Source organism: Fibrella musci, from assembly GCF_041321105.1.
GTDB lineage: Bacteria > Bacteroidota > Bacteroidia > Cytophagales > Spirosomataceae > Fibrella > Fibrella musci.
Window position 1 is genome coordinate 578,490 of the sequence record NZ_JBGGWD010000007.1, and the last position, 21,568, is coordinate 600,057.

At 54.4% G+C, this 21,568-nt stretch carries 16 protein-coding genes; 11 read left to right on the forward strand and 5 right to left on the reverse strand.

Features of this window, described 5'->3' with window-relative positions:
- Window positions 1-56: 56 nt before the first annotated feature.
- The 6 genes from secDF (at window position 57) to ACAW74_RS24535 (ending at window position 10,218) form a co-directional block, all read left to right on the forward strand.
- Window positions 57-3,173 carry a protein translocase subunit SecDF gene (gene secDF / locus ACAW74_RS24510; protein WP_370700888.1) on the forward strand — a complete coding sequence of 1,039 codons (3,117 nt, stop codon included), beginning with the start codon at window positions 57-59 and terminating at the stop codon, window positions 3,171-3,173.
- Window positions 3,174-3,316: 143 nt separating this feature from the next.
- The gene (locus ACAW74_RS24515; protein ID WP_370700889.1) at window positions 3,317-4,819 is read left to right on the forward strand and encodes an APC family permease; all 1,503 of its coding nucleotides are present in this window, start codon (window positions 3,317-3,319) and stop codon (window positions 4,817-4,819) included.
- 237 nt (window positions 4,820-5,056) lie between these two features.
- A complete protein-coding gene (locus tag ACAW74_RS24520) occupies window positions 5,057-6,622 on the forward strand; it encodes a hypothetical protein (protein ID WP_370700890.1) in 1,566 nt (521 codons plus the stop codon).
- Window positions 6,623-6,838: 216 nt separating this feature from the next.
- Window positions 6,839-8,098, forward strand: a complete 1,260-nt coding sequence (locus tag ACAW74_RS24525) for a lytic transglycosylase domain-containing protein (RefSeq protein ID WP_370700891.1) — start codon at window positions 6,839-6,841, stop codon at window positions 8,096-8,098.
- A 186-nt stretch (window positions 8,099-8,284) separates the two neighbouring features.
- Window positions 8,285-9,472, forward strand: coding sequence for a lytic transglycosylase domain-containing protein (locus ACAW74_RS24530; RefSeq protein ID WP_370700893.1), 1,188 nt, complete (start codon window positions 8,285-8,287; stop codon window positions 9,470-9,472).
- 410 nt (window positions 9,473-9,882) lie between these two features.
- On the forward strand, window positions 9,883-10,218 hold the full coding sequence (locus ACAW74_RS24535) for a DUF3592 domain-containing protein (RefSeq protein ID WP_441656240.1): 336 nt from the start codon (window positions 9,883-9,885) through the stop codon (window positions 10,216-10,218).
- 89 nt (window positions 10,219-10,307) lie between these two features.
- Here the strand turns inward: ACAW74_RS24535 and ACAW74_RS24540 are convergent, their stop codons facing one another.
- Complete coding sequence (locus tag ACAW74_RS24540) at window positions 10,308-11,333, reverse strand: DUF3828 domain-containing protein (protein ID WP_370700895.1); 1,026 nt, start codon at window positions 11,331-11,333, stop codon at window positions 10,308-10,310.
- Between the two features lie 58 nt (window positions 11,334-11,391).
- Window positions 11,392-12,471, reverse strand: coding sequence for a hypothetical protein (locus tag ACAW74_RS24545; RefSeq protein ID WP_370700909.1), 1,080 nt, complete (start codon window positions 12,469-12,471; stop codon window positions 11,392-11,394).
- Window positions 12,472-12,770: 299 nt separating this feature from the next.
- Between ACAW74_RS24545 and ACAW74_RS24550 the strand changes: the two genes are divergently transcribed.
- Window positions 12,771-13,052 carry a DUF427 domain-containing protein gene (locus ACAW74_RS24550; protein ID WP_370700896.1) on the forward strand — a complete coding sequence of 94 codons (282 nt, stop codon included), beginning with the start codon at window positions 12,771-12,773 and terminating at the stop codon, window positions 13,050-13,052.
- Window positions 13,053-13,136: 84 nt separating this feature from the next.
- On the opposite strand, the gene ACAW74_RS24555 is transcribed toward ACAW74_RS24550, so the two are convergent.
- A complete protein-coding gene (locus ACAW74_RS24555) occupies window positions 13,137-14,378 on the reverse strand; it encodes an MFS transporter (protein WP_370700897.1) in 1,242 nt (413 codons plus the stop codon).
- Between the two features lie 333 nt (window positions 14,379-14,711).
- On the opposite strand from ACAW74_RS24555, the gene ACAW74_RS24560 reads away from it, so the two are divergent.
- The 4 genes from ACAW74_RS24560 to ACAW74_RS24575 all read left to right on the forward strand — a co-directional run bounded on the left by ACAW74_RS24560 (window position 14,712) and on the right by ACAW74_RS24575 (window position 18,659).
- Complete coding sequence (locus ACAW74_RS24560; RefSeq protein WP_370700910.1) at window positions 14,712-15,851, forward strand: Gfo/Idh/MocA family protein; 1,140 nt, start codon at window positions 14,712-14,714, stop codon at window positions 15,849-15,851.
- Between the two features lie 155 nt (window positions 15,852-16,006).
- A complete protein-coding gene (locus ACAW74_RS24565) occupies window positions 16,007-17,155 on the forward strand; it encodes a Gfo/Idh/MocA family protein (RefSeq protein ID WP_370700898.1) in 1,149 nt (382 codons plus the stop codon).
- Between the two features lie 30 nt (window positions 17,156-17,185).
- Window positions 17,186-17,563, forward strand: a complete 378-nt coding sequence (locus ACAW74_RS24570; RefSeq protein WP_370700899.1) for a four helix bundle protein — start codon at window positions 17,186-17,188, stop codon at window positions 17,561-17,563.
- Between the two features lie 43 nt (window positions 17,564-17,606).
- Window positions 17,607-18,659, forward strand: coding sequence for a sugar phosphate isomerase/epimerase family protein (locus ACAW74_RS24575; protein WP_370700900.1), 1,053 nt, complete (start codon window positions 17,607-17,609; stop codon window positions 18,657-18,659).
- An 80-nt stretch (window positions 18,660-18,739) separates the two neighbouring features.
- On the opposite strand, the gene ACAW74_RS24580 is transcribed toward ACAW74_RS24575, so the two are convergent.
- On the reverse strand, window positions 18,740-20,896 hold the full coding sequence (locus ACAW74_RS24580; RefSeq protein ID WP_370700901.1) for a xanthine dehydrogenase family protein molybdopterin-binding subunit: 2,157 nt from the start codon (window positions 20,894-20,896) through the stop codon (window positions 18,740-18,742).
- A 2-nt stretch (window positions 20,897-20,898) separates the two neighbouring features.
- Complete coding sequence (locus tag ACAW74_RS24585) at window positions 20,899-21,363, reverse strand: (2Fe-2S)-binding protein (protein WP_370700902.1); 465 nt, start codon at window positions 21,361-21,363, stop codon at window positions 20,899-20,901.
- Window positions 21,364-21,568 lie beyond the last annotated feature (205 nt).

Here is a 21,568-nt window from a genome sequence, read left to right on the forward strand (position 1 = left end):
ACCTTGGACCTTGAACCTCTTTTCTTTTTTCCTTCAATTTCCAATTTCTCCATACAATGCAAAACAGAACCGTCGTACTGGTTCTGACGGGGATTATAGCGGTGCTTTGCCTCTATTACCTGTCATTTACCTTCGTTGCGCGTAACATCAAAAAAGACGCGGAACGCGTTGCTACCAACGCCCAGGGGCAGGTAGACATCAAACGGAAACAACAATACCTCGACTCGCTCTGGAAGCAGCCCGTTTACCTGGGTAACACGCTTCAGGAGGTGACCGAGCGCGAACTGGGTTTGGGTCTCGATTTGCAGGGCGGTATGCACGTGGTGCTCGAAGTATCGCCCGCCGAAGTACTGCGCAGCCTCGCCGGCAACACCCGCGATCCGCAATTCAACGAGGCGCTGAAACGCGCCAGCCGCGATCAGCAGAGCAGCCAGAGCAGCTACGTCGATCTGTTCGTGAAGAACTACAAAGACGTGGTGCCGGGTGCCAAACTGGCTACGGTGTTTGCTACGAGCGCCAACCGGTCGCGCATCAACTACCAGTCGTCGGATACGGAAGTGAAGCGCTTCCTGAACGATGAAGTAAATGGGGCCATCGACCGCTCGTTCCGCGTCATTCAGGCGCGTATCGACAAGTTCGGCGTAACGAACCCGAACGTGCAGCGCCTGCCCGGCTCGAACCGTATCCTGATCGAGCTGCCCGGTGCCGACAACCCTGACCGCGTGCGGAAACTGCTGACGGGTGCCGCCAAACTGGAATTCACAGAGGTATATCGCCTCAACGAAATTGCTCCCGCCATCGATGGACTGGGCGCGTATCTGGCCAAAGCGGAAGTAGAACGCAAAGCGGCTGCCGCTTCGGCGAAACCTACTACGACGGTATCCGGTACGGCTACCTCGGGTGACCTCGCCGCTCAGCTGGGGGGTGCCGGTGCCAATACGGCGACCGCACAGGCGTCGTCGGGTACGGCGGCCAAAGGTGATACGGCGCAGGCGCAGGCTGCTCTTACGAACCTGTTCGTGCCGATTTCGCAGGACCAGTTGGCCGTTGATCTGAAAGATACAGCCCGTGCCAACGCCATCTTCGCCGACCCCGAGGTACGTAGCCTGTTCCCCAACGACGTGGTGTTTGCCTGGGACCGCAAGGCGATGGCGATCGACGCACAGGGTGGCAAACCCAAGCGCGAACTGCTCCCCCTCTATTTCGTGAAGAAAGAAGGTGGTAAAGCACCCATCGAAGGTAACGTGATCACCGACGCAGGCAACGACTATGATGAGCGGGGCCGGCCTGAAGTAACGATGCGCATGAACGCTGAAGGTGCAAAAAAATGGCGTGCCCTCACCGCCGCCAACGTAAACCGCCCGGTAGCCATTCTGCTCGACGGTCTGGTATATACGGCGCCTAACGTACAGAACGAAATTCCGAACGGTAGCTCAAGCATCACGGGTAACTTCACCGTTGACGAAACCAAAGACATGGCCAACGTACTGAAAGCTGGTAAGCTGGATGCCCCCGCCGTGATTGTGGAAGAAAGCATCGTGGGTGCTACGCTGGGTTCACAGGCTATCTCGGCGGGTATCATCTCGTCGCTGGTAGGTCTGCTGATCGTTCTGATCTTCGTAGCCCTCTATTACGGCCGCGCCGGTCTGTTTGCCGACGTTACGCTGTTCGTCAACCTGTTCTTCCTGATGGGCGTCATGGCGGCCGTACCCGGTACGGTATTGACCATGCCTGGTATCGCTGGTATCGTGCTGACGATAGGTATGGCTGTCGACGCCAACGTACTGATCTACGAACGGATCAAGGAAGAGATGGAGATGGGCAAAACGCTGCGGCAAGCCGTATCGGATGGCTTCAAGAATGCGCTGTCGTCGATCATCGACTCGAACGTAACGACGCTGCTGACGGGCTTCATCCTGCTGATCTTCGGTACGGGTCTGATCAAAGGCTTTGCCGTTACGCTGATCATCGGTATCGCTACGTCGCTGTTTGCCGCGCTGCTCATCACCCGCCTGATGGTGGAATGGTACGTAGGTAAAGGTAACACGCTGACCTTCGCATCGTCGTGGGCGAAAAATCTCTTTAAAGATTCGAACTTCGACTTCGTGTCGGGCCGTCGTACCTACTACATCATCTCGTCGACGATTATCGCCGTCGGTATCATATCGGTGTTGTGGAAAGGCTTCGGGCTGGGTGTCGATTTCAAAGGCGGTCGCTCGTATGTGATCAAGTTTGAGCAGCCTATCACCACCGATCAGGTACGTGCCGCCGTAGCCCCTGCGCTGGGTGGCGACGAGCCGGAAGTAAAAACGTACGGTGGCTCAGGTATTGGCTCGGATCAGGTGAAAATGACGACGAGCTACCAGATTGAAAACAACGCGCCCGATGCCGACCGGCAGGTAGCTGCCGCGGTTCAGAAAGGGCTGGCGTCGATTCAAGGAAATAAAGGGACCATCGAAAGCTCACAGAAAGTGGGCCCAACGATCGCCAATGACCTGATCTACTCGGCCATCTGGTCGATTCTGCTGGCGGTCGCGGTCGTGTTCGGCTACATCCTGATCCGGTTCAAGAAGCTGGCATTCGGCTATGGTGCGGTGGTGGCCCTGTTCCACGACGTACTCATCATCCTGGCTATTTTCTCGGTCTTCAATGGCTGGCTGCCGTTCTCGCTCGACATCGATCAGGCGTTTGTGGGTGCCCTGCTGACGATCATGGGTTATTCGATGAACGACACGGTGGTGGTTTTCGATCGGGTACGTGAATACCTGAACGAAAACCGGGGTAAGAACGAGAGCATTGCCAGCATCATCAACAACGCGCTGAACAGCACGTTGAGCCGCACGGCCGTAACGGGTCTGTCGACGATGCTCGTGCTGATCGTGCTGTTCATCTTCGGTGGGGCTACCATCCGCGGTTTCTCGTTCGCCATGCTGATCGGGGTGATTGTAGGTACGTACTCGTCGCTGTTCGTGGCTACGCCGATCGTGGTTGATGCGCTGAACCGCAGCAACCTCAACGAGGAGAACAAGCCTACCACGCCGAAGACGGGTTACAGCGCCATTCCGGCCGACTTCCCCGACACGGTAGAAACTCCCGACGAGTTCCAGCAAACGCCGGGCGGCAAGGAGAAGAAGCCTAAAGCGCCTCTGCCGATCAAGCCGAGCCAGAAGTAAGGTAACGTGGGGCAGGGAGCGCGGCGCATGGAATTAGTTTGCTTATCTACCTTTCGGTATACTAGCGACGCAATTCCCTGCCCTGCGCCCCCTGCCCCACGCTATTTCTTGAAAAACCCAAATCACCAAACTATATTTCCTGCATGGAAACAAAAATGAAACAATCAGTGGATACCACCAGTGTTTGGCGTAGGAAGCCGCTGGCTGCGTATGAAGCCGACGTACAGAAGAGCGAACTCAAACGGGTACTCACCCGCTGGGGGCTGACCTCGCTGGGTATCGGTGCCGTGATCGGTGGGGGGATCTTCGTCCTGACGGGGATTGCCGCGCACGACTGGGCCGGTCCCGCACTAGCCGTTGCCTTTATCATGGCGGGGGTAGCCTGTACCTTTGCCGCGCTTTGCTACGCCGAATTTGCCTCAATTCTGCCCGTGGAAGGCTCAGCTTACGCCTATTCATACGGTACCGTGGGTGAAATTTTTGCCTGGTTCATCGGCTGGAACCTCATCCTCGAATACATGATGGGTGCCACCACCGTAGCCGTGAGCTGGTCGGGGTATTTCGAAAAACTACTCCACCTGTTTCACATCGACCCGCCACTGTGGTTGATGAATGACCCCATAACTGCCCAGGAAAAAGCCGCTGCCCTCCGCGCTGCCGGCCAAACCATTCCTGATTTCTCTTTTGCGCTTAACCTGCCCGCCCTGCTGATCGTATGGCTGGTTACCTACATTCTGGTGAAAGGCATCAAGGAAGCCGCCAGCACCAACAACATCATCGTAATCGTGAAAGTAGCCACGGTTATTTTCGTGATTATCGCCGGGGCCTTCTACGTTGACGTCGCCAACTGGACGCCGTTTATCCCGAACCCGGTCGTTGACGAATCAGGGCAGACCCACTACGGTTTCGACGGGATCGTAACGGCCGCCGGGATCGTGTTCTTCGCCTACATCGGCTTCGACGCCGTGTCGACGCAGGCCGGCGAAGCCATTAACCCCAAGAAAGACGTTCCGTTTGCCATCATTGCTTCCCTGGTTATTTGCACCATCCTTTACATCCTGGTTTCGCTCGTGCTGACGGGCATGGTCAAATACGACCAACTCGATATGAAAGCGCCGGTCGCACAGGCCTTCTCCGACGTAGGGCTGACCTGGGCCGTGTACCTCATTACCATCGCCGCCATTGGTGGGCTTACGTCCGTGATGCTGGTGATGATGCTGGGCCAAACCCGGATCTTCCTGGGTATGGCGAAAGACGGTCTCCTGCCGAAGTTCTTCCGTGATATTCACCCCACGTTCCGCACGCCTTGGAAAAGCACGATTCTGGTGGGCGGGATTGTATCGATCGTAGCCGCGCTGACGCCGATCGACAAAGTATCGGAGCTGTGTAGCTCAGGTACGTTGCTGGCGTTCGCCATGATCTGCGCCGCCGTCTGGATTCTGCGTGTTCGGGAGCCGAACCTCGAGCGGCCTTACCGCACCCCGGCGCTGCCCGTTGTGGCGACCCTCGGGATTCTGGCCAACCTGTACCTGATGTATAACCTCCGCTTCGACACCAAGGTGACGTTTGTGGTTTGGGGGGCACTGGGGATTATCGTTTACTTCCTTTACAGCCGCCGCAACAGCAATCTGAACAAGCAGTTGTAAGCCGATTTAGGCCGTCGGACCGACGGTTGATTGATAGTGTACTGAAATAGGTAAACGCCCGGTTACGATGGATGTAGCCGGGCGTTTCTGCGTCAATAAAAACTATTTGGTATTCAAAAAATGCAACGATTCTCTTTATAGACTGGCATTTTACTCGAAAAAATAGCATTTGGCACCGTCTCTTGTAATCTTCCCCGTAGTTTTGCGTTTCTACAGAAATTGAGCAAGACACCGCGCATGACGAACTTTCGTGTACTGGCGTTCCTGCTGTTGGGGTGGTTTGTCGGCCCGGCATGCTGGGCGCAGGACTCTAAAACCATTCAACTCCTCTTCCCACAACAGACCGACTGGCAAAACATAGCGGAGGGGCAAACGCTCCGTTTTGATATTAAATCCAACTGTCCCCCCGCCGACTCCGCTACCTTCAGTATTGAACAGGGTATTGTTGAGGGCATGCACTTCGATTCGCTTGGGCATTTTAGCTGGACCCCCTCTTATGACCTCGCCGACCGGATCAAAACAGTACGCGTTATTCCGGTCATTTTCCAGGTACGTAATCGGCGGGGCGAATCGGCTACGCAGCTGATCGAGTTTAAGGTACAGCATGTAAACCGCCCGCCGGTAGTTGAAGACCTGCCCACGTTTTATGTGCGGTTCCAGACACAGAATGTCTATAAATTCGATCCCAAGCAGGTTTATGATGCCGATGGTGACCCCATCGTCTTTATTCCCATTCCTGATCAGATGCCCGAAGGCAGCAAGCTGACGGCGCAGGGCGAGCTAACCTGGACACTCTCGCGCAATCAATTCAATATGCTGCGGGGCAAACCACTTTACGTAGAGTTTTGGGTCGAAGACCAGCCTACCAAAGCGCGCACCAAAGGCCGGCTCAAGATCGACGTGACGCAGATGGACCTGCCGCCGGTCATTTCGATTGTACCGAAAGACACGCAGTACCGGATTCGGGAAAACGCCGCCATCAACCTGAAGTTTTACCTCTCCGATCCCAACGGCGACGACGACATCAGCACCTTCGATTTTCTGAGCACCAACCAGGCCATTACAAAGGCGGCGCTCGTCAAGAATACAAACAATCAGTATGAGTTTATCTGGACGCCGGGCTACGATTTTGTCCGCGACCCCTACGATACCGTACGTGTTGACTTGACCTTTTTCGTGCTCGACAAAGCCCAGAACCGCGACGAGCAGACCATTCATATCACGGTGAACAACACCGTCAATGAAGAGGCCAAAGACCGCTATACGTATGCGCTCTACCGACAGGTGCTGGTACAGGCCTGGAATCTGGTCGAACAACTGGATGAAAAAGAAAGTGAGCTAAAGCGTGACTACAAGCGGGCAAAAGGTGGTAAGCGCAACCGCTCGATGGCCAACGCCTCACTGGGGGCCGTTACGGGCATTTCGCCAACGATCAAAGATCCTGGCAATCAGCGCTTGATCTCCGCCATTGGTGGTACGGCGGTGTTAACGATGGGTACGTTGGAAGCCACGGAGGTTATCGGGAAATCGATGAAAGACCTGCTGGATCGATATAATTACGTATTGGGTAAGAAAACCGAGCTACAGAACAAGGGGGATGTGTTTGCCCGTGAGTTTGCCCTTAAATCGACTCGTCGGACGGGTGATTTCATTAAAAAGCTCGACGATTTCCGAAACTCCATGAATCTCAGCGGGTTGGTGGCGCTGGAATTGGATGCCAACTGGCAGAACAAAAAAGAAGCCACCGACAAAGCCATTAAGCGGACGTTTAAAGATTTTACGCCGCTGGAAGAAGCCCAATAAAGTGGCTTCCCCACTCCGTGGCGAGCGGGTATTGCGCTGTCTGACGGGCTTGACAGGCAAAAAATAAACATGAAAACAGATCAATTTTTTCATGTTGGCATACATCTGGCTGTAAACAAGTATCGCTCATTAGTAGCCTGATGAGTGACGTACCCAGTAATGTATAGTCAGAAAGGGAGTAGCGGAATACAGGCCGTTTACCCCATACCGTAACAAATGAAGCTGTTGGCATGTAGCGGTCTAGCCATTTTTCTATGGCTGGCCGGCTCGGTGGCAGGTCTAGCAACCCCCACCGGAATCAGTACTGCTCCCGACGCTAATCGTAACTGTTACACAGCCTCCTGTTCGATTGGTTTTACCCCTTTACTGGACAACCCCTTCCCGCCGGTTTATTTCTGCGGTGAGGCGGTGCCCCTACACGAAGAAGCCGTTGCCCGTCGGCTCATCTCGGCCCTGTCGCGCAATGCCGTACAGGCCCGGTCGATGATGCGGCTACGTCAACGCGCTACTGCTTTCTTTTCGGTCATCGAGCCCGTTCTGGCGAAATACAACATTCCGCCCGATTTCAAATACCTGCCGCTGGTTGAAAGTGCGCTGGTGGGTACGGCTGTTTCGGTCAAAGGCGCAGCAGGTTTCTGGCAATTGATGCCCGACACCGCCCGTGAACTGGGCCTTACGGTAGACAACACACGCGACGACCGACTCAACCTGATGCGGTCGACAGACGCCGCCTGCCGGTATCTGCGATTTCTGTACAGCCGCCTGGGGTCGTGGACACTAGCGGCGGCAGCCTACAACAATGGTATCGGTAACCTGCTGAGCAGTATTCACCGGCAGCAAAAACGCAATTACTATTACCTGCGTCTCAACGCCGAAACGGGCAAATACCTGTACCGGATTCTGGCGTTCAAGGAGTTGTTTACCCACCCCGTCAGCTACCGCGAGCTGATTCCCGAACCAATGCTGGCCAGTCTTAACCAGCCTGTGACGGAGGAAATCGCTGCGCAGGCCAATGAAGTGCTGTTCGACGAGAAAGTGATGGTGAATCTGGAGCGCGAAGCCGTCTCGTCGCCTTTGCCGCTACCCACTCTGGGGCAGGCCATAGCCGAGCAACGCCCCGACGATCTGCCCTTACCTAATGCGGCCGATGTATTTCGGGGTGGCATTAAGGCGAAACTGCTCGAAAGCGGCGCCCTGCAACGCGGCAGTGTGTGGGTGTTTAACCTCACCCGTACCGGCATGGTCGATGACGTGACGGTTTCGGAGGGCGATCGTCTCTACGCCGTCGTGGAAGACATCGATCCCAAAACGAACAGGGTGTATTTCCGGGCCGACAAAATTTACACCAACAGTCAGCACGAAACGCTGAACCTTCCGCTGATCGCCGTAGACGCCTCTACCGGCCGGATGGGTATCAAGCTACCTGACCTGAATCAACTGAAAACCGGGTGGATACTCACCTGGAAAGCGTTATAACGATCTTACCACAGCCCGGTTAAGACCCGTTCGGATGACCTTTCATCACGGATGGGTCTTTCTGTTTGGCGACCACTGCACGAACTTCTAACCAGCCTCGTTAGTTACGTACAAGCACCCATTCAAATTGCCTTGAAACGAGAACGTCATTTTAGTAACATTATCATTCTAAGCAGTTTGCTCTTTTTGCTTCTTGCACATTTCTCCGTTGCTCAGTCACGGAAGAAGGGCAGGAAACCGACCGCGAAGTCAGCCATACCGGCCCCTCAGCCCGTACAGCGCACCAATTTTGCGGGTGAACTGGTGCCAACGGAGCAGGGCGTGGTATCGGCCAAACTGGCGATGGCGCTGATGAGCACCTCGGGGTATGCCAAGCGCGTGCAGCTACTGATTCAGCGAGCTACTCCCTACTTCGCCGTTATCGAACCCATTCTGGCCAAGCACCATATTCCGAACGATTTCAAATACATGCCGCTTATCGAGAGCAACTTCAAAGCCGACGCCGTATCATCGGCCGGGGCGGTGGGTTACTGGCAGTTTATGGACGAAACCGCCCGCGATATGGGGCTGCGCATCGATCCTGGCCACGATGAGCGCATGGACCTGGTGAAATCGACGGAGGCGGCCTGCCGGTATCTGCACGCCCTGCACAAGCGGCTGGGCTCATGGACACTGGCGGCGGCGGCTTACAACGGCGGTATGGGCATGATCGAGAAGAAGATCGTGCGGCAGTCGACTCGTAGCTATTACGAAATGGCGATGAACGAGGAAACCGGTTATTACCTGTACCGGATGCTGGCGTTTAAAGAGCTGATGACCAATCCGGGCCGTTATGCCGGGATGAACTCGGGGATGCTCGCCTATGCCGATGACCCTTATGAGCGCGAACGGCAACAGGCGCGCCGTATGGGCTGGCTGATCGACGAAGACCCGGAGCTCACCGGCGAACCCATTCAGGGTGATCTGCTGGGCGGGGCAGCTCCGCAAAGCGAAGCGGCGGTTATGGATAGCCTCCTGACCGACCTGCTGGCGCAACGCCCCAAGACTCCGGCAGTATTTACTGGCGACGTGGAAGCGAAGTTGCAGAAAGCAGGCAAGCCCAAGATCGGCCAAAGCTGGGCCTTTGTCGTAACGCAGCCCGCGCAGGTTGGCGAAATCGACCTGAAGCCCGGTGATGCGCTTTACGCCGTCGTTGACGATGTCGATAGCCGAGGGCAGATTTTTCTGCGCGCCACCAAAGTGATTTCCGGCGACACCAAAGAGGTACAGTCGCTGACGTTGTCGGCGATGAACCCGGTGACCGGCTTGCTGGGACTCCCGCTGCCCAAACAGTTAAAGACGGGCTGGGTCGTGCAGTGGAAAACCGAGTTCTAGGTACGTTGCTGGCGTGGTTAACAGCCTTTATAGCCCTGCATACCTTAGTCGTAAATCAGCCTAGACATAGCCGGTGCGATCAGCCCGGCAAACAGCCCCAAAGTCAACGGGCCCTGCCCCATTTCGCTCAACGGCAGCCCCAGTAGCTAACCAGGTACGTAGGCAGCGGGCACGCTCAAACGACAGTCCCCTTTCACACGAATTAGGCTCTTTCATAAGTCGTTTCAGCGCGTTAACTCAAATACAGTTGACGGTAGTACCTATGTTCGTATAGGTTTGCGCTATCCTTTCCCTATGCATTGGTTATGGCTACTGGCGACAAATTCTGGCTACTTTTTCTGGGTGTATTTGCCTTAATCGGCATAGTCTGTAGTTGCATCGCGTATTCACTCTGGAGTAAAACGCGGTACATGAAAACTCATGGCATCGAAACCCATGGCGTTGTGATCGCGCACCATAAAAAACGGCAGCTTTCGCCCAGTACAGCGCAGGCAGTGGTGGTGCAATACACCGATCAGCGAAACCAGCCACAGATTTACTATTCGACTACCTACACCACCCCACCGATGTTTCAGATTGGGGAGGTTATCAAGCTCTGGTATCTGAAGGACCGGCCCAATGAATTGCTGATGGAAGGGAAAGATGAATGGCTCCTGCCAATGGTACTGGGCGGTTTTGGCCTGGTTTTCAGCCTGATTGGCCTGCCGGGCCTGATCCGGTCGTTGCTGGGTACGTTGACTCGCTAACCAGTGCGCCGGACAGCGAGTCAACGTACCCAATCCCTGGCTCACTTTTAGTTTCGCAATCGCCAGATGGCGGCGGCCTGATCCGGAGTTCATGACTTGATTCGCTCGAAAATCAATCTGCTGTTTAGGGTGTACTTTTTCACGTCTACCGACGGCCGACCGTCGATATCAGTTGTGGTTTTGATGGCGACTTGCTGCCCGGCTACTGCTGTCTCAATCGTTTTCAGGTACTCGACCAGATCAGCGTAATAAACAGGCTCCCAAAATACAAGTCGGAGGCTGGCATCATACTGGATCATCCATGCTTCGCGTTCGTTTTCGCTGTCTCTCGCCACGACAAGCAGACGCCCGCGCTCAGTCGCGTATAATGTATCCAGCACATACACGCGGGTGTTGGGCGCCGTCAGCACATCGTTGGGCAGCACCGCCTCAAGTCCCAATCGCTTGACATAGAGAGGCGATATGGGTTTGTGGCTGGCTACGCTGGCGTTGATATAAGCCTCGTTGATAGTTAACTTTTTCAAGTCTACTACCTCGTCGTTCAAGCCCATATCGCACTCTATGCGGGCAATTAGCCACTTACCACCTTCTTTTTTCAACTCGATCGTTCGTTCCATGGGGCTACCATACGCCTGCCCAAACAGAGTAGCCGCCACCCGGTCCGGGCCAATGGGCCGGACTCTGACGGGCGATTTTATCCAGAAATCGGGATCCCATTCCTGCGCACAGAAGTACTTGTCGGCATCCAGGCAGGAGGGTATATCGTCGATTGGTTCATGTTGCCACCGCTGACTGCACTGCCTGTAGAAAGCGTATTCGTTCTCGATAAACTCGTTGCTCACGAAGTGGCTGGCAGTAAAATGGGCAAAATAGCGTTCTAGCCTGGCCTGGTTCAACGTGAGGTGCGGGCCACCATCGTCGGTAAAATCAATCTGATTGGCGACTTTTCGGGAGAAAGCATTATACCACGTGTAGAAGCCATGCACCACCTCGGCGACAGCCGCTGAATCCGACACGACATTGAGGGTTCGCGTGGATTGTTCCTGTTGGGATTGCTGCTGGCAGGCAAGCAGCAAACCGGCCACTACCAGCGCAGTATAGAGTTGTTTGTACATAAAATAAAGGGGGAAAAGCAGTTAAGCGGCTCGGTTAGGTTGCAGCTAACTACTGCGATTATCGCTTTTTGTGATTGGCCAGCCAGTTGTCTACCACACTGGTGATGTCGAAGCGCACGTCTTTAAACTGCTCGGGTGGCGTTGTACTGAGCGCTGCTCTGAGTCGTTGCACCGTCGGGTAAAAATCGACGCCTTGGTTGGCAAACTGCTCATCGATAGCTCTGAGCGCTCGCTCAATCCCGTACGAATCGAAACTCCAGTGTTGCAGGTTGTTGCTGTCTTCAATATCCTTCCGGACAGTTTCAGCCAACCATACTAAGCTTTGGTTCAGCGGCTGGGCGAATTGCTCGGGATGCGGCACGGCATTACCATCCAGGAAGTAATAGGCTTGTTTGTAGCTGTCTTTATTGGTTAATACCGCCAGCAGTTCACGTTCCCAATTGGGTCGTGCTTTGATTTTAGACAGGGCAGCCGCGCGTATATCATCTGCCTGAAAGCGGTTTGTGTAACCCAGCAGATTGTCAATCGGATCGTGCAGCTGTTGCGCGGCGATGGCCTTCAGATCGTCCTGACGCCATCGTTCCTGATCGGCTTTTTGGGTGGCGATCTCGGCTGCCGCCTGCTGAGCCGATTCGCGAAAATAGCCCGTCAGCAAGCCGAGCGTGAAGAGGACTCCTATCAGCAAACTGGCAAAGAAAGGCAGTTTGTATGCGCTGGCAGGTTGTCCGGTGGTACTGAGCGATACAAAGCAGGGGATCAGCCACAGCAGAGGGATCCACAACTGCCCATGATGCACCCCAAGCCAATGAAGAAACGACGGGTAAAGCGTATCGGTGGGCCACTCCCATTTGAATGTCGCGCAGAAGAAGGTAGTCAGCGTCACCAGGAGCCAGGTTGTAAAAACGAGCAACGTGCGAAACCCGGCGTCGTTGGTGATCCAGGCAAACCCGTTTTTCGACTGAATGGCGATGGTCAAGACCAGACTGCTGATGGCGAAGCCGACTCCCAGGAAGAAGAAGCCTAACCCGTAACCCATTGCATTTTCGCCGATCAAATTAGGCTTGGAGGCCGTCAGCATAGCGAGGCCCAGGTAGAACAACGCGGTAATAAAGAAGAAAATGTAGCCCAACACTGACATAGTTTCCAAGGGTTAGTAACTAGTTCTGCGGCGTTGAGTTTGCCAATAAATAAAAGCCATATTAGTCTGCTACACAAGCAGTTGGCGAATAAATAATCCATCACCGAGGCTACACCTGACAAGCCAATAGCATCGGCACAACTTCATTGGTACCACAGAACCAGTATCACTAACGCAGGAAGGCATTGGTTGCGCCTTGACTTATCCAGCCGATCACAAGCTGGCAAATGGACCTGCCCAAACAGTTACCGATGAGTAGGGTTATCTGATAGAAACCAGAGTTCTAACAAAAGCTAGCCATGAAAGCCATCTGGAATGGACAAACTATTGCCGAGAGCAACGATACGGTGGTGGTTGAAAACAACCACTATTTCCCCGTCGAATCGGTGAACGCAACGTACCTGAACGATAGCACGACCCACACCACCTGCCCGTGGAAAGGCGTGGCTTCGTATTACTCACTCAGCGTCGATGGCCAAACGAACCCCGACGCCGCCTGGTACTACCCAGACCCCAAACCGGCGGCCAGCCAGATCAAGGACCGCGTAGCCTTCTGGAAGGGCGTTTCGGTGGTGGCCTGACAGACGTACCTGTTGGGATGGGGTAAAACAAAGAGGGCCGGATGTTGATCCGGCCCTCTTTGTTAGGCGTTAATTTCAGGCTGACTACAGCTGTGGCTGTTCGGCAACCAGCGTTTCATCAGCGTGTGCCGGCTTGCGGTTACGCATCACAAACCACAGAATCCCAAAAGCAACGATCAGGATCAACGGGAAGATAACCATATGGCCCAGTGTAGCCTGACCCGTTGCCAGATCAGCCGTTTCGGCGGTGAGGCCCCGCTTGCTGGCTTCTTCATCAAGCCAGCCTCCGATAATGGGCTGGAAGATTGAGGTAGCAAACATACCCATACCCCCCATGATCGACAGGCCAAAGGCCCCTGCTTTCGGAATGTATTCGGCCACAAAGCCAAGCATTGTTGGCCAGAAATAGCAAACACCGATAGCGAAGATGATCGCCGAGAAATAGACCATCCCACCTGTTGCATTGCTCATCAGGTAGATACCCAGCGCCGCCATAACCGACGACCCCCAGATAACACCCGTTGGGTTCAGACGATGCACGATCGGACCGGCAAAGTAGCGCCCAACGGCCATCAGGCCCGTTACCAATGCCAAAATGAGCATCGGGTTAGCGCCAGCATTACGCATGATCGGGTCAATCCACTGCTCAGGGCCAAATTCAGAGATCGCAGTAAGGGCCATGCAGGCCAGCATGAACAAATACAGCGGCGACCCCATCGCTCTCAGGTTTGTACCCGTTGAGGCAGCGCCCTCCACTTTACTGGCCGGAAACTGCTGCCCCAGGAAGAGACCGGCATAAATTACAGCCGGAATCAGAATGGCACCAATCTGCAACTGCCAGCCCAGATTGGCGTCGGTCATGAATTTTGACAGCAGACTGCCGATAACGATCCCGCCGGGAAACCACATGTGGAGCCGGTTGAGCATCTTGGTGGTCTGGTTTCCACTATACATGTCCGTCACCAGCGGATTACAGGCCGCTTCAACCGTACCATTACCGAATCCTACGAAGAACGTCGAGATCAACAGGCTCCAGAACCCCGACGCCGTGATCGTTAATACCAGCCCCAACACGTGTGTAACAAACGCCACCCACGCGATCCGTTTCGGACCAATGATGTTGTAGAGAGGCCCACCGAAAATCATGGCGATGGGGAAACCCAGAAAAGCCATTTGGTTAACGTACCCCAGTTCTTTGGCGGTCAAGTTAAATTCTTTGCCTAATTGGGAGAGTACACCCGCCCGAATGGCGAATGCCATGGCCGTTGTAATGATAGCAAAGCAGCTCGCGTTGAAAAGCCGGGAGCGATTAACGGTTAGGTCCATGTGTAAAGGAGGAGTTGATTAGGTAAAAGACGTTAGTTGTTGGCTACAAAGTATCGGATGAGGTGCCACGAAGTCGTTGGTCAGCTTCCGATGTTCAGAGTCCAAAGCCATTTGAAACCCAATGTTACCCAATTTGCGTCTTTGCGCAATCCAAAATGAGCGAAATAAAAGTAAATACGCCCACTTTTCTCATTTCGTTAGGAAGTGGTTGCTTCTTCCGGGAGGCAGTCCATTACTTTGCGAAGAACAAGCATTACTGCCGTTGCGCTTATGACAATTACATCGGAAAACCGGCCTTCTCATTTTCCTTCAACCACACACCGTAAGCTCCGTATGGGGATGGTCGGTGGTAGCCTCGACGCTTTCATCGGTGCTGTTCACCGCCGGGCTGCCGCCCTCGACAACGAGATCGAACTCGTGTGTGGGGCGTTTAGCTCAAACCCCGAAAAGTCGCGGCAAACCGGCCACGCGCTCTATCTGCCCCCCAACCGGGTCTATGATACCTTCGAAGACATGATCCTTCGGGAGAAAGAGCTACCCGAAGGTGAGCGTATGGACTTTGTGACCATCGTGACGCCCAACCACATGCACTTCGCCCCCGCCAAACTGGCGCTCGAAAATGGCTTCCACGTGGTTTGCGACAAGCCGATGACACTCAATCTGGCTGAAGCCAAAGAACTGGCTCAGATCGTGGAAAAAACAGGCCTTATTTTCTGCCTGACACACAACTACACGGGCTACCCGATGGTGAAAGAAGCCCGGGCTATGATCAAAGCCGGAAAGCTGGGACAGATTCGAAAGGTGTTGGTGGAGTACCCGCAGGGCTGGCTGGCGCAGCTGGTTGAAGCCACGGGTCAAAAACAAGCCAGTTGGCGCACCGACCCCGCCAAGTCGGGCGCAGTGGGTGGCGTTGGCGACATCGGCACCCATGCCGAGAACCTAGTCGAGTACATTACCGGTCTGAAAATCACCGAGCTATGCGCTGACCTCACCATTTTTGTGGAAGGCCGCCTGCTCGACGACGACGCCAACATGCTGCTCCGCTTCGACAACGGCGCGAAGGGTATGCTCACCAACAGCCAGATTGCCAACGGTGAAGAAAACCCGCTCAAGATTAAGGTCTACGGCGAATTTGGTGGCTTGGAGTGGCATCAGATGGAACCCAATACACTCATTTACAAGACCAACGAGAACGGTGCCCGGCTCATCCGGACCAACGTAGGTACGTTATCGGCCGAAGCACAGGCCAACACGCGCCTGCCCGCTGGTCACCCCGAAGCGTTTCTGGAAGCCTTCGCCAACATCTATACTAACTTTGCTCACACGCTTCGCGCGCGTCTCAACGGCACTGAGCCCGATCCCATCCGCCTCGATTTCCCCGGCGTGGAAGAAGGTGTCCGTGGTATGGCCTTTATTGATACCGTCGTCTCTTCCGACAAATCGGATCAGAAATGGACGAAGTTCATTTCGTAGAGACGCAACCGCAGCGGCGGACCGCCCCTTGCGTCTCTCAGGCGTCAGCAATTGGCGCGTTCCACTCAGTAAGTTAGGTACGTTGCAGTACTGACGCACGAGCAGATTCAACGTCTTTCGTCTCAACAGCTTTCTATTAACCAATTTTCTCTCTCATGTCAAAAATCCAAGTGGGCGTCGTCGGCACCGGATTCATCGGTCCTGCTCACATCGAAGCCCTCCGTCGCCTACCCAATGTTGAAGTCGTTGCGCTCTGCGAAGTGTCGCAGGAGCTGGCCGAAGCTAAAGCCGCTCAATTAGGTATCCCCCGCGCCTATACGTTCGACAACCTGCTGAAGCAGGACGACATTCAGGCCGTTCACATCTGTACGCCCAACTTCCTGCACTACAGTCAGTCGAAAGCGGCGTTGCTGGCGGGCAAGCACGTTATCTGCGAAAAACCGCTGGCAAAGGATCTGGCCGAAGCCGAAGAACTGGTACAACTGGCTAAAGAAACGGGGCTTGTCAACGCCGTGCATTTCAACCTACGCTACTACCCGCTGGTACGGCAGATGAAGGTGATGCGCGAGAAAGGCGAGCTGGGCGACGTGTATAGCATCATTGGGTCATACCTGCAAGACTGGCTCTTCTACGAAACCGATTATAACTGGCGCCTTGAACCCGACAAATCGGGCGACTCACGGGCCATCGCTGACATTGGTTCGCACCTGATGGATATTCTGGAACACGTGACGGGCCTGAAAACGACCGCCGTGCTGGCCGACTTCAACACGATTCACAAGACGCGCAAGAAGCCGCTGAAGCCGGTTGAAACGTATTCGGGCAAGATGCTCCAGCCAGACGATTACGCCGACGTACCCATCAATACCGAAGACCACGCCAACGTGCTATTACGGTTCGACAATGGTAACCGCGGTGTCATCACGGTATCGCAGGTATCGGCCGGGCGCAAAAACCAGCTCAAGATTGAGATTTCGGGCTCGAAGAAGACCTTCGCGTTCAATTCTGAGGCGCCCAATCAGCTATGGGTCGGCAACCGCGACGGTTACAACCAAACCGTTACCGACGATCCCTCACTCGTACATGCGGAGGTACGTTCGGTGATTGGATTCCCCGGCGGGCATAACGAAGGCTTCCCCGATACGTCGAAGCAACTCTTCAAAGAGGTATACGCGGCCATCGAAGCTGGTAAGCAGCCCGAAAACCCAACGTACCCAACCTTCGCCGACGGCTACCGCGAACTGCTCATCTGCGAGCGGATCCTGGAAAGTAACAAGGCGCAAAGCTGGGTGTCTGTTGAGTGATTGGGTGGATGAGCGATTGAGTGAAATGTCATGGAATCTACTCGGCTAGCAAAAGGTGACTTTGCTGATAGCCTTGAAAAAAGGCTAAAAACGTTTATGATTCGTTGCGTCCATGTCTTTCGGTCATTACCTCAATCCTATGAAGCTCAACATTTTGGCAAGCAGCTCATTCGCTGCTCTTCATCTAGTGCAGCTAATTACCGCGCTGTGCGCAGGGCACGAAGCAAGAATGAATTTTTTGCCAAGCTTAGCATTGTGATCGAAGAATTAGATGAGGCCTTATTTTGGCTTGATACACTCATCTTCACAGAAATAGTACCTGAGACCCGATTGCGTGATTTGATGAATGAGGGTAGTCACTTACTTAAAATTCTTGCCAAGGCTCGAAGCAGTATAGATAAGGAATAACCCGTTTTCACTCAGTCGCTCAATCGCTAAATCACTCAAGATCATGAAATCACTCAAAGGCCCTGGTATCTTTCTAGCTCAGTTTATGGGCGATGCCGAACCCTTCAATAACCTGGACTCGATTGCCCGATACATGGCCAATTTGGGCTATAAGGGCATTCAGCTCCCTACGTGGGACCCACGTGTTATCGACCTCAAACAAGCCGCCGATAGCAAGACGTATTGCGACGAGCTGAAAGGTAAACTCGCCGACATTGGCGTAGAAATTACAGAACTGTCGACGCACCTGCAAGGGCAGTTGGTGGCCGTTCATCCGGCCTACGCGCCCATGTTCGATGGCTTTGGCCCGGCCGAACTGGCGGGAAAACCAACCGAACAGCAAGCCTGGGCGGTTGATCAACTGATGCTGGCGGCCAAAGCCAGCCAAAACCTGGGGCTGACTTCGCACGTTAGCTTTACGGGCGCTCTGTTGTGGCCATTTATGTATCCGTGGCCGCAACGCCCCGCAGGCTTAGTAGAAACGGGGTTTGCCGAGTTGGGCAAACGCTGGAAACCGATTCTGGACGCCTTCGAAGATGCGGGCGTGAACGTCGGTTACGAGCTTCACCCTGGCGAAGATGTGCACGATGGCGTCACGTTTGAGTTGTTTCTCGAAGCCGTTGGCAACCACAAGCGGGCAGGCATCAACTATGATCCCAGCCACTTTGTACTCCAATGTCTCGACTACCTGGATTTCATCGACATCTACCACGAGCGTATATACGCCTTCCACGTGAAAGATGCCGAGTTCAACCCAACGGGTCGGCAGGGTGTCTATGGTGGCTTCCAGGGCTGGGTACAACGCGCTGGCCGCTTCCGTTCGCTTGGCGATGGGCAGGTCGACTTTGGCAGCATCTTCAGCAAACTAGCCCAATACGATTACGACGGCTGGGCGGTGCTTGAATGGGAGTGTGCTATCAAACACCCCGAGCAGGGAGCCGCTGAAGGCGCGCCGTTCATCGAAAACCACATGATCCGCGTTACGGAGCGGGCCTTCGATGATTTTGCCGGTACAGGGGCCGACGAATCATTTAACAAACGCGTACTAGGTCTTTAGTCCCTGGCTTCTTTATCACGAAAAAGCCCACTCAACGTACCTGAGTGGGCTTTTTCAATTGTTTTGGGGCAACTGACGTACTACGAAACGCCTTTTCCCTTGAAGGCACCGTCTTCCACGAAAGGCTGATTACGGAGTCGCTTGCCTGTTGCTTTGAAGATGGCATTCGCAACAGCAGCGCCCGCCGGTGGTAAAGCTGGTTCGCCCAGCCCCGTCGGTTCAATGTCATTTTTCACGAAATGCACTTCCACGTTTGGAATTTCATTCATCCGAATCAGCCGGTAGTCACCAAAATTCTTCTGTTCGGTGGCACCGTCTTTGAACGTCAGTTGACCATACATGGCGTGACCAATGCCGTCGACAATGCAGCCCGTTACTTGCTGCCGGGCGCCACTCTGGTTGATGACCACACCACAGTCGGCCGCCGCATATACCTTTTGCAACACCGGCTTGCCCTTCTGAACCACGACCTCACCCACCTGCGCTACGTAAGAACGGTGCGAGAAATACACACTGAAGCCCTGCGCCACATCTTTCTTCTTGCCCCAGCCCGATTTTTCAGCCGCCAGTTCGATGACGCCGCGCATGCGATCGATGTCGTACTTGATGGCGCCGGTCGGCTTCTGTTTGGCGCGGTCGAGCAGTTCCAGCCTGAACTGCACAGGATCTTTACCAGCCGCCTGCGCAACTTCGTCCAAAAACGATTGCTCGGCAAACGCCAGGAAGTTGGTAATGGGAGCCCGCCAAGCACCAGTCGTGATGGGCGATTTGTGCTCAACGCTGTCGATCAGCAGGTTTTCTACCGAACCAGCGGGAAAATTATCTTCCCGCGTTGGGTTGCCGGCGTTGATGCCAACACCACGCAGCTTATAACCAATCAGGTTATTTTGGGCGTCCAGTGCCGCTTCGAACCGATACCGGACAGCCGGGCGATAACTGCCTCCGGTCATGTCGTCTTCGCGCGTCCAGATCAGTTTCACCGGCGCATTCATCAGTTTTGATACCTGTACGGCTTCGACCACATAATCGGCCTTCAGACGACGACCAAACCCACCGCCCATGCGAGTGAGTTCTACCGTGACTTTCTCCGGGGCAATGCCGAGCAGTTTGGCTGTTTCGTTACGCGCTAGCTCGGGCGTTTGCGTGGGGCCCACCAGTTCTGCGCTTTCAACACCACTGGCCCCTGAACGCACGTGCGCGAAGAAGTTCATCGGCTCCATGGGGCTGTGCGGCAGGAACGGGCATTGAAACTCGGCTTTCACGACCTTTGCCGCATTGGCGAAAGCCGTTTTGACGTCTCCATCCTGCCGACGTACCGTTGCCGACGGGCTATCCAGCAATTCGGTGAATATCCGATTGTGATCGGCGCTGTTTTCGAGGTTGTCGGTTTTCTCCCATTCGATCTGCAAAGCGCCTTTTGCCTTCTGTACCTGCCAGGTCGATTTCCCTACTACGGCAACAGCGTTATTAACAAGCAGCACGTCCAGAATGCCAGGCATCTTTTTGACCGTGGCCTGGTTGGCGACAGCCTTAGCCTTATAGCCAAAAGCAGGCCGTTGAATCATACTAAACAGCATACCTTCCCGATAAAAGTCGAGCCCGAACAGGGGTTTACCGGTCAGAATAGGCGGATTGTCGACGTTCTTGACGGTGCTTCCGATCAACTTAAAGTCTTTGCTGTCTTTGAGCTTCACATCCGTCGGCACCGGGAGTTGGGCTGCTTCGGCTGCCAGTTCACCATAACTCAGTTTCCGGTTGCTGGCCTGATGCAGCACAAAGCCTTTATCGGTGGTGCAGGTAGTGCCAGGTACGTTCCAGCGTTTAGCCGCAGCCTCTACCAGCATTTGCCGCGCCGTAGCCCCCGCCACTCGCAGGCGTTTCCACGAGTGAGGAATGGAACCACTACCACCTGCTACCTGCCGCTCAAATTTTTTCGTATCAAGGCCCGCCTGCTCAACTACGACTTTTGTCCAGTCGGCATCGAGTTCTTCGGCCACAATGATCGGAAAGGCGGTTTTGATCCCCTGTCCAACCTCCGGATTTGGCGACAGGATCGTAATAACACCCTGCGGGTTTATTGACAAATAACTGTTGAACGGAAGCGCCTGCGCTGGTACGGCCGTACTGATAGTGGCCGCTTCGGACTCGAGCCAGTTGAAGCCCAGCATAAACCCGCCGCCAGCCATTGCGGCCATCTTCATGAAATTCCGACGGCTCTCGTTGGTCTGTGTTTGCATGGTTATTTCTTCAGTTTAGTGCTGGCTAATTGCACAGCTTCCCGAATCCGGTGGTAAGTGCCACAGCGGCAGATATTCCCGCTCATCGCCGCATCGATATCGGCTACGGCTGGTTTAGGATTGCGTTTGAGAAACGCAGCGGCGGTCATAATCTGCCCGGCCTGACAATACCCGCATTGAGGTACGTCGACTTCATCCCAAGCTTGCTGCACGGGATGGTCACCTTTGGCTGACAACCCTTCGATGGTTACTACTTTGCCTGTACCGATAGCCGACACCGGCATGACACAGGAACGTGTGGCTTCCCCGTTGATATGGACCGTGCAGGCACCGCACTGAGCGATACCACAGCCGTACTTTGTACCGACCAGCCCCAGGTGATCGCGCAGTACCCATAGCAGTGGGGTATCAGCCTCTACGTCAGCCTGATGGGTACGTCCGTTAATAGTTAGTTTGAAAACTGCCATCCTGTTGTTGAATTAACTACCTAGACATCGAAGGTACATAAAAAGTGTACGCAATGGATTGCAGGTAACACCATCAGCAGGGTACAAATGCAAAAAGCCGTGTTCTCGTGGAACACGGCTCTCGCTGTTTCAGAGGTGGCGACCGCCTACTCTCCCGGATTCGACTCCAGTACCATCGGCAGTGCGGGGCTTAACGGCTCTGTTC

Coding starts and splice junctions, on each gene's coding strand:
- ACAW74_RS24570 (WP_370700899.1), top strand. CDS start 17,186: ATGGAATCTACTCGGCTAGCAAAAGGTGACTTTGCTGATAGCCTTGAA.
- ACAW74_RS24525 (WP_370700891.1), top strand. CDS start 6,839: ATGAAGCTGTTGGCATGTAGCGGTCTAGCCATTTTTCTATGGCTGGCC.
- ACAW74_RS24560 (WP_370700910.1), top strand. CDS start 14,712: ATGGGGATGGTCGGTGGTAGCCTCGACGCTTTCATCGGTGCTGTTCAC.
- ACAW74_RS24585 (WP_370700902.1), bottom strand. CDS start 21,363: ATGGCAGTTTTCAAACTAACTATTAACGGACGTACCCATCAGGCTGAC.
- ACAW74_RS24535 (WP_441656240.1), top strand. CDS start 9,883: ATGAAAACTCATGGCATCGAAACCCATGGCGTTGTGATCGCGCACCAT.
- ACAW74_RS24555 (WP_370700897.1), bottom strand. CDS start 14,378: ATGGACCTAACCGTTAATCGCTCCCGGCTTTTCAACGCGAGCTGCTTT.
- ACAW74_RS24540 (WP_370700895.1), bottom strand. CDS start 11,333: ATGTACAAACAACTCTATACTGCGCTGGTAGTGGCCGGTTTGCTGCTT.
- ACAW74_RS24515 (WP_370700889.1), top strand. CDS start 3,317: ATGGAAACAAAAATGAAACAATCAGTGGATACCACCAGTGTTTGGCGT.
- ACAW74_RS24545 (WP_370700909.1), bottom strand. CDS start 12,471: ATGTCAGTGTTGGGCTACATTTTCTTCTTTATTACCGCGTTGTTCTAC.
- ACAW74_RS24575 (WP_370700900.1), top strand. CDS start 17,607: ATGAAATCACTCAAAGGCCCTGGTATCTTTCTAGCTCAGTTTATGGGC.
- ACAW74_RS24565 (WP_370700898.1), top strand. CDS start 16,007: ATGTCAAAAATCCAAGTGGGCGTCGTCGGCACCGGATTCATCGGTCCT.
- secDF (WP_370700888.1), top strand. CDS start 57: ATGCAAAACAGAACCGTCGTACTGGTTCTGACGGGGATTATAGCGGTG.
- ACAW74_RS24520 (WP_370700890.1), top strand. CDS start 5,057: ATGACGAACTTTCGTGTACTGGCGTTCCTGCTGTTGGGGTGGTTTGTC.
- ACAW74_RS24550 (WP_370700896.1), top strand. CDS start 12,771: ATGAAAGCCATCTGGAATGGACAAACTATTGCCGAGAGCAACGATACG.
- ACAW74_RS24580 (WP_370700901.1), bottom strand. CDS start 20,896: ATGCAAACACAGACCAACGAGAGCCGTCGGAATTTCATGAAGATGGCC.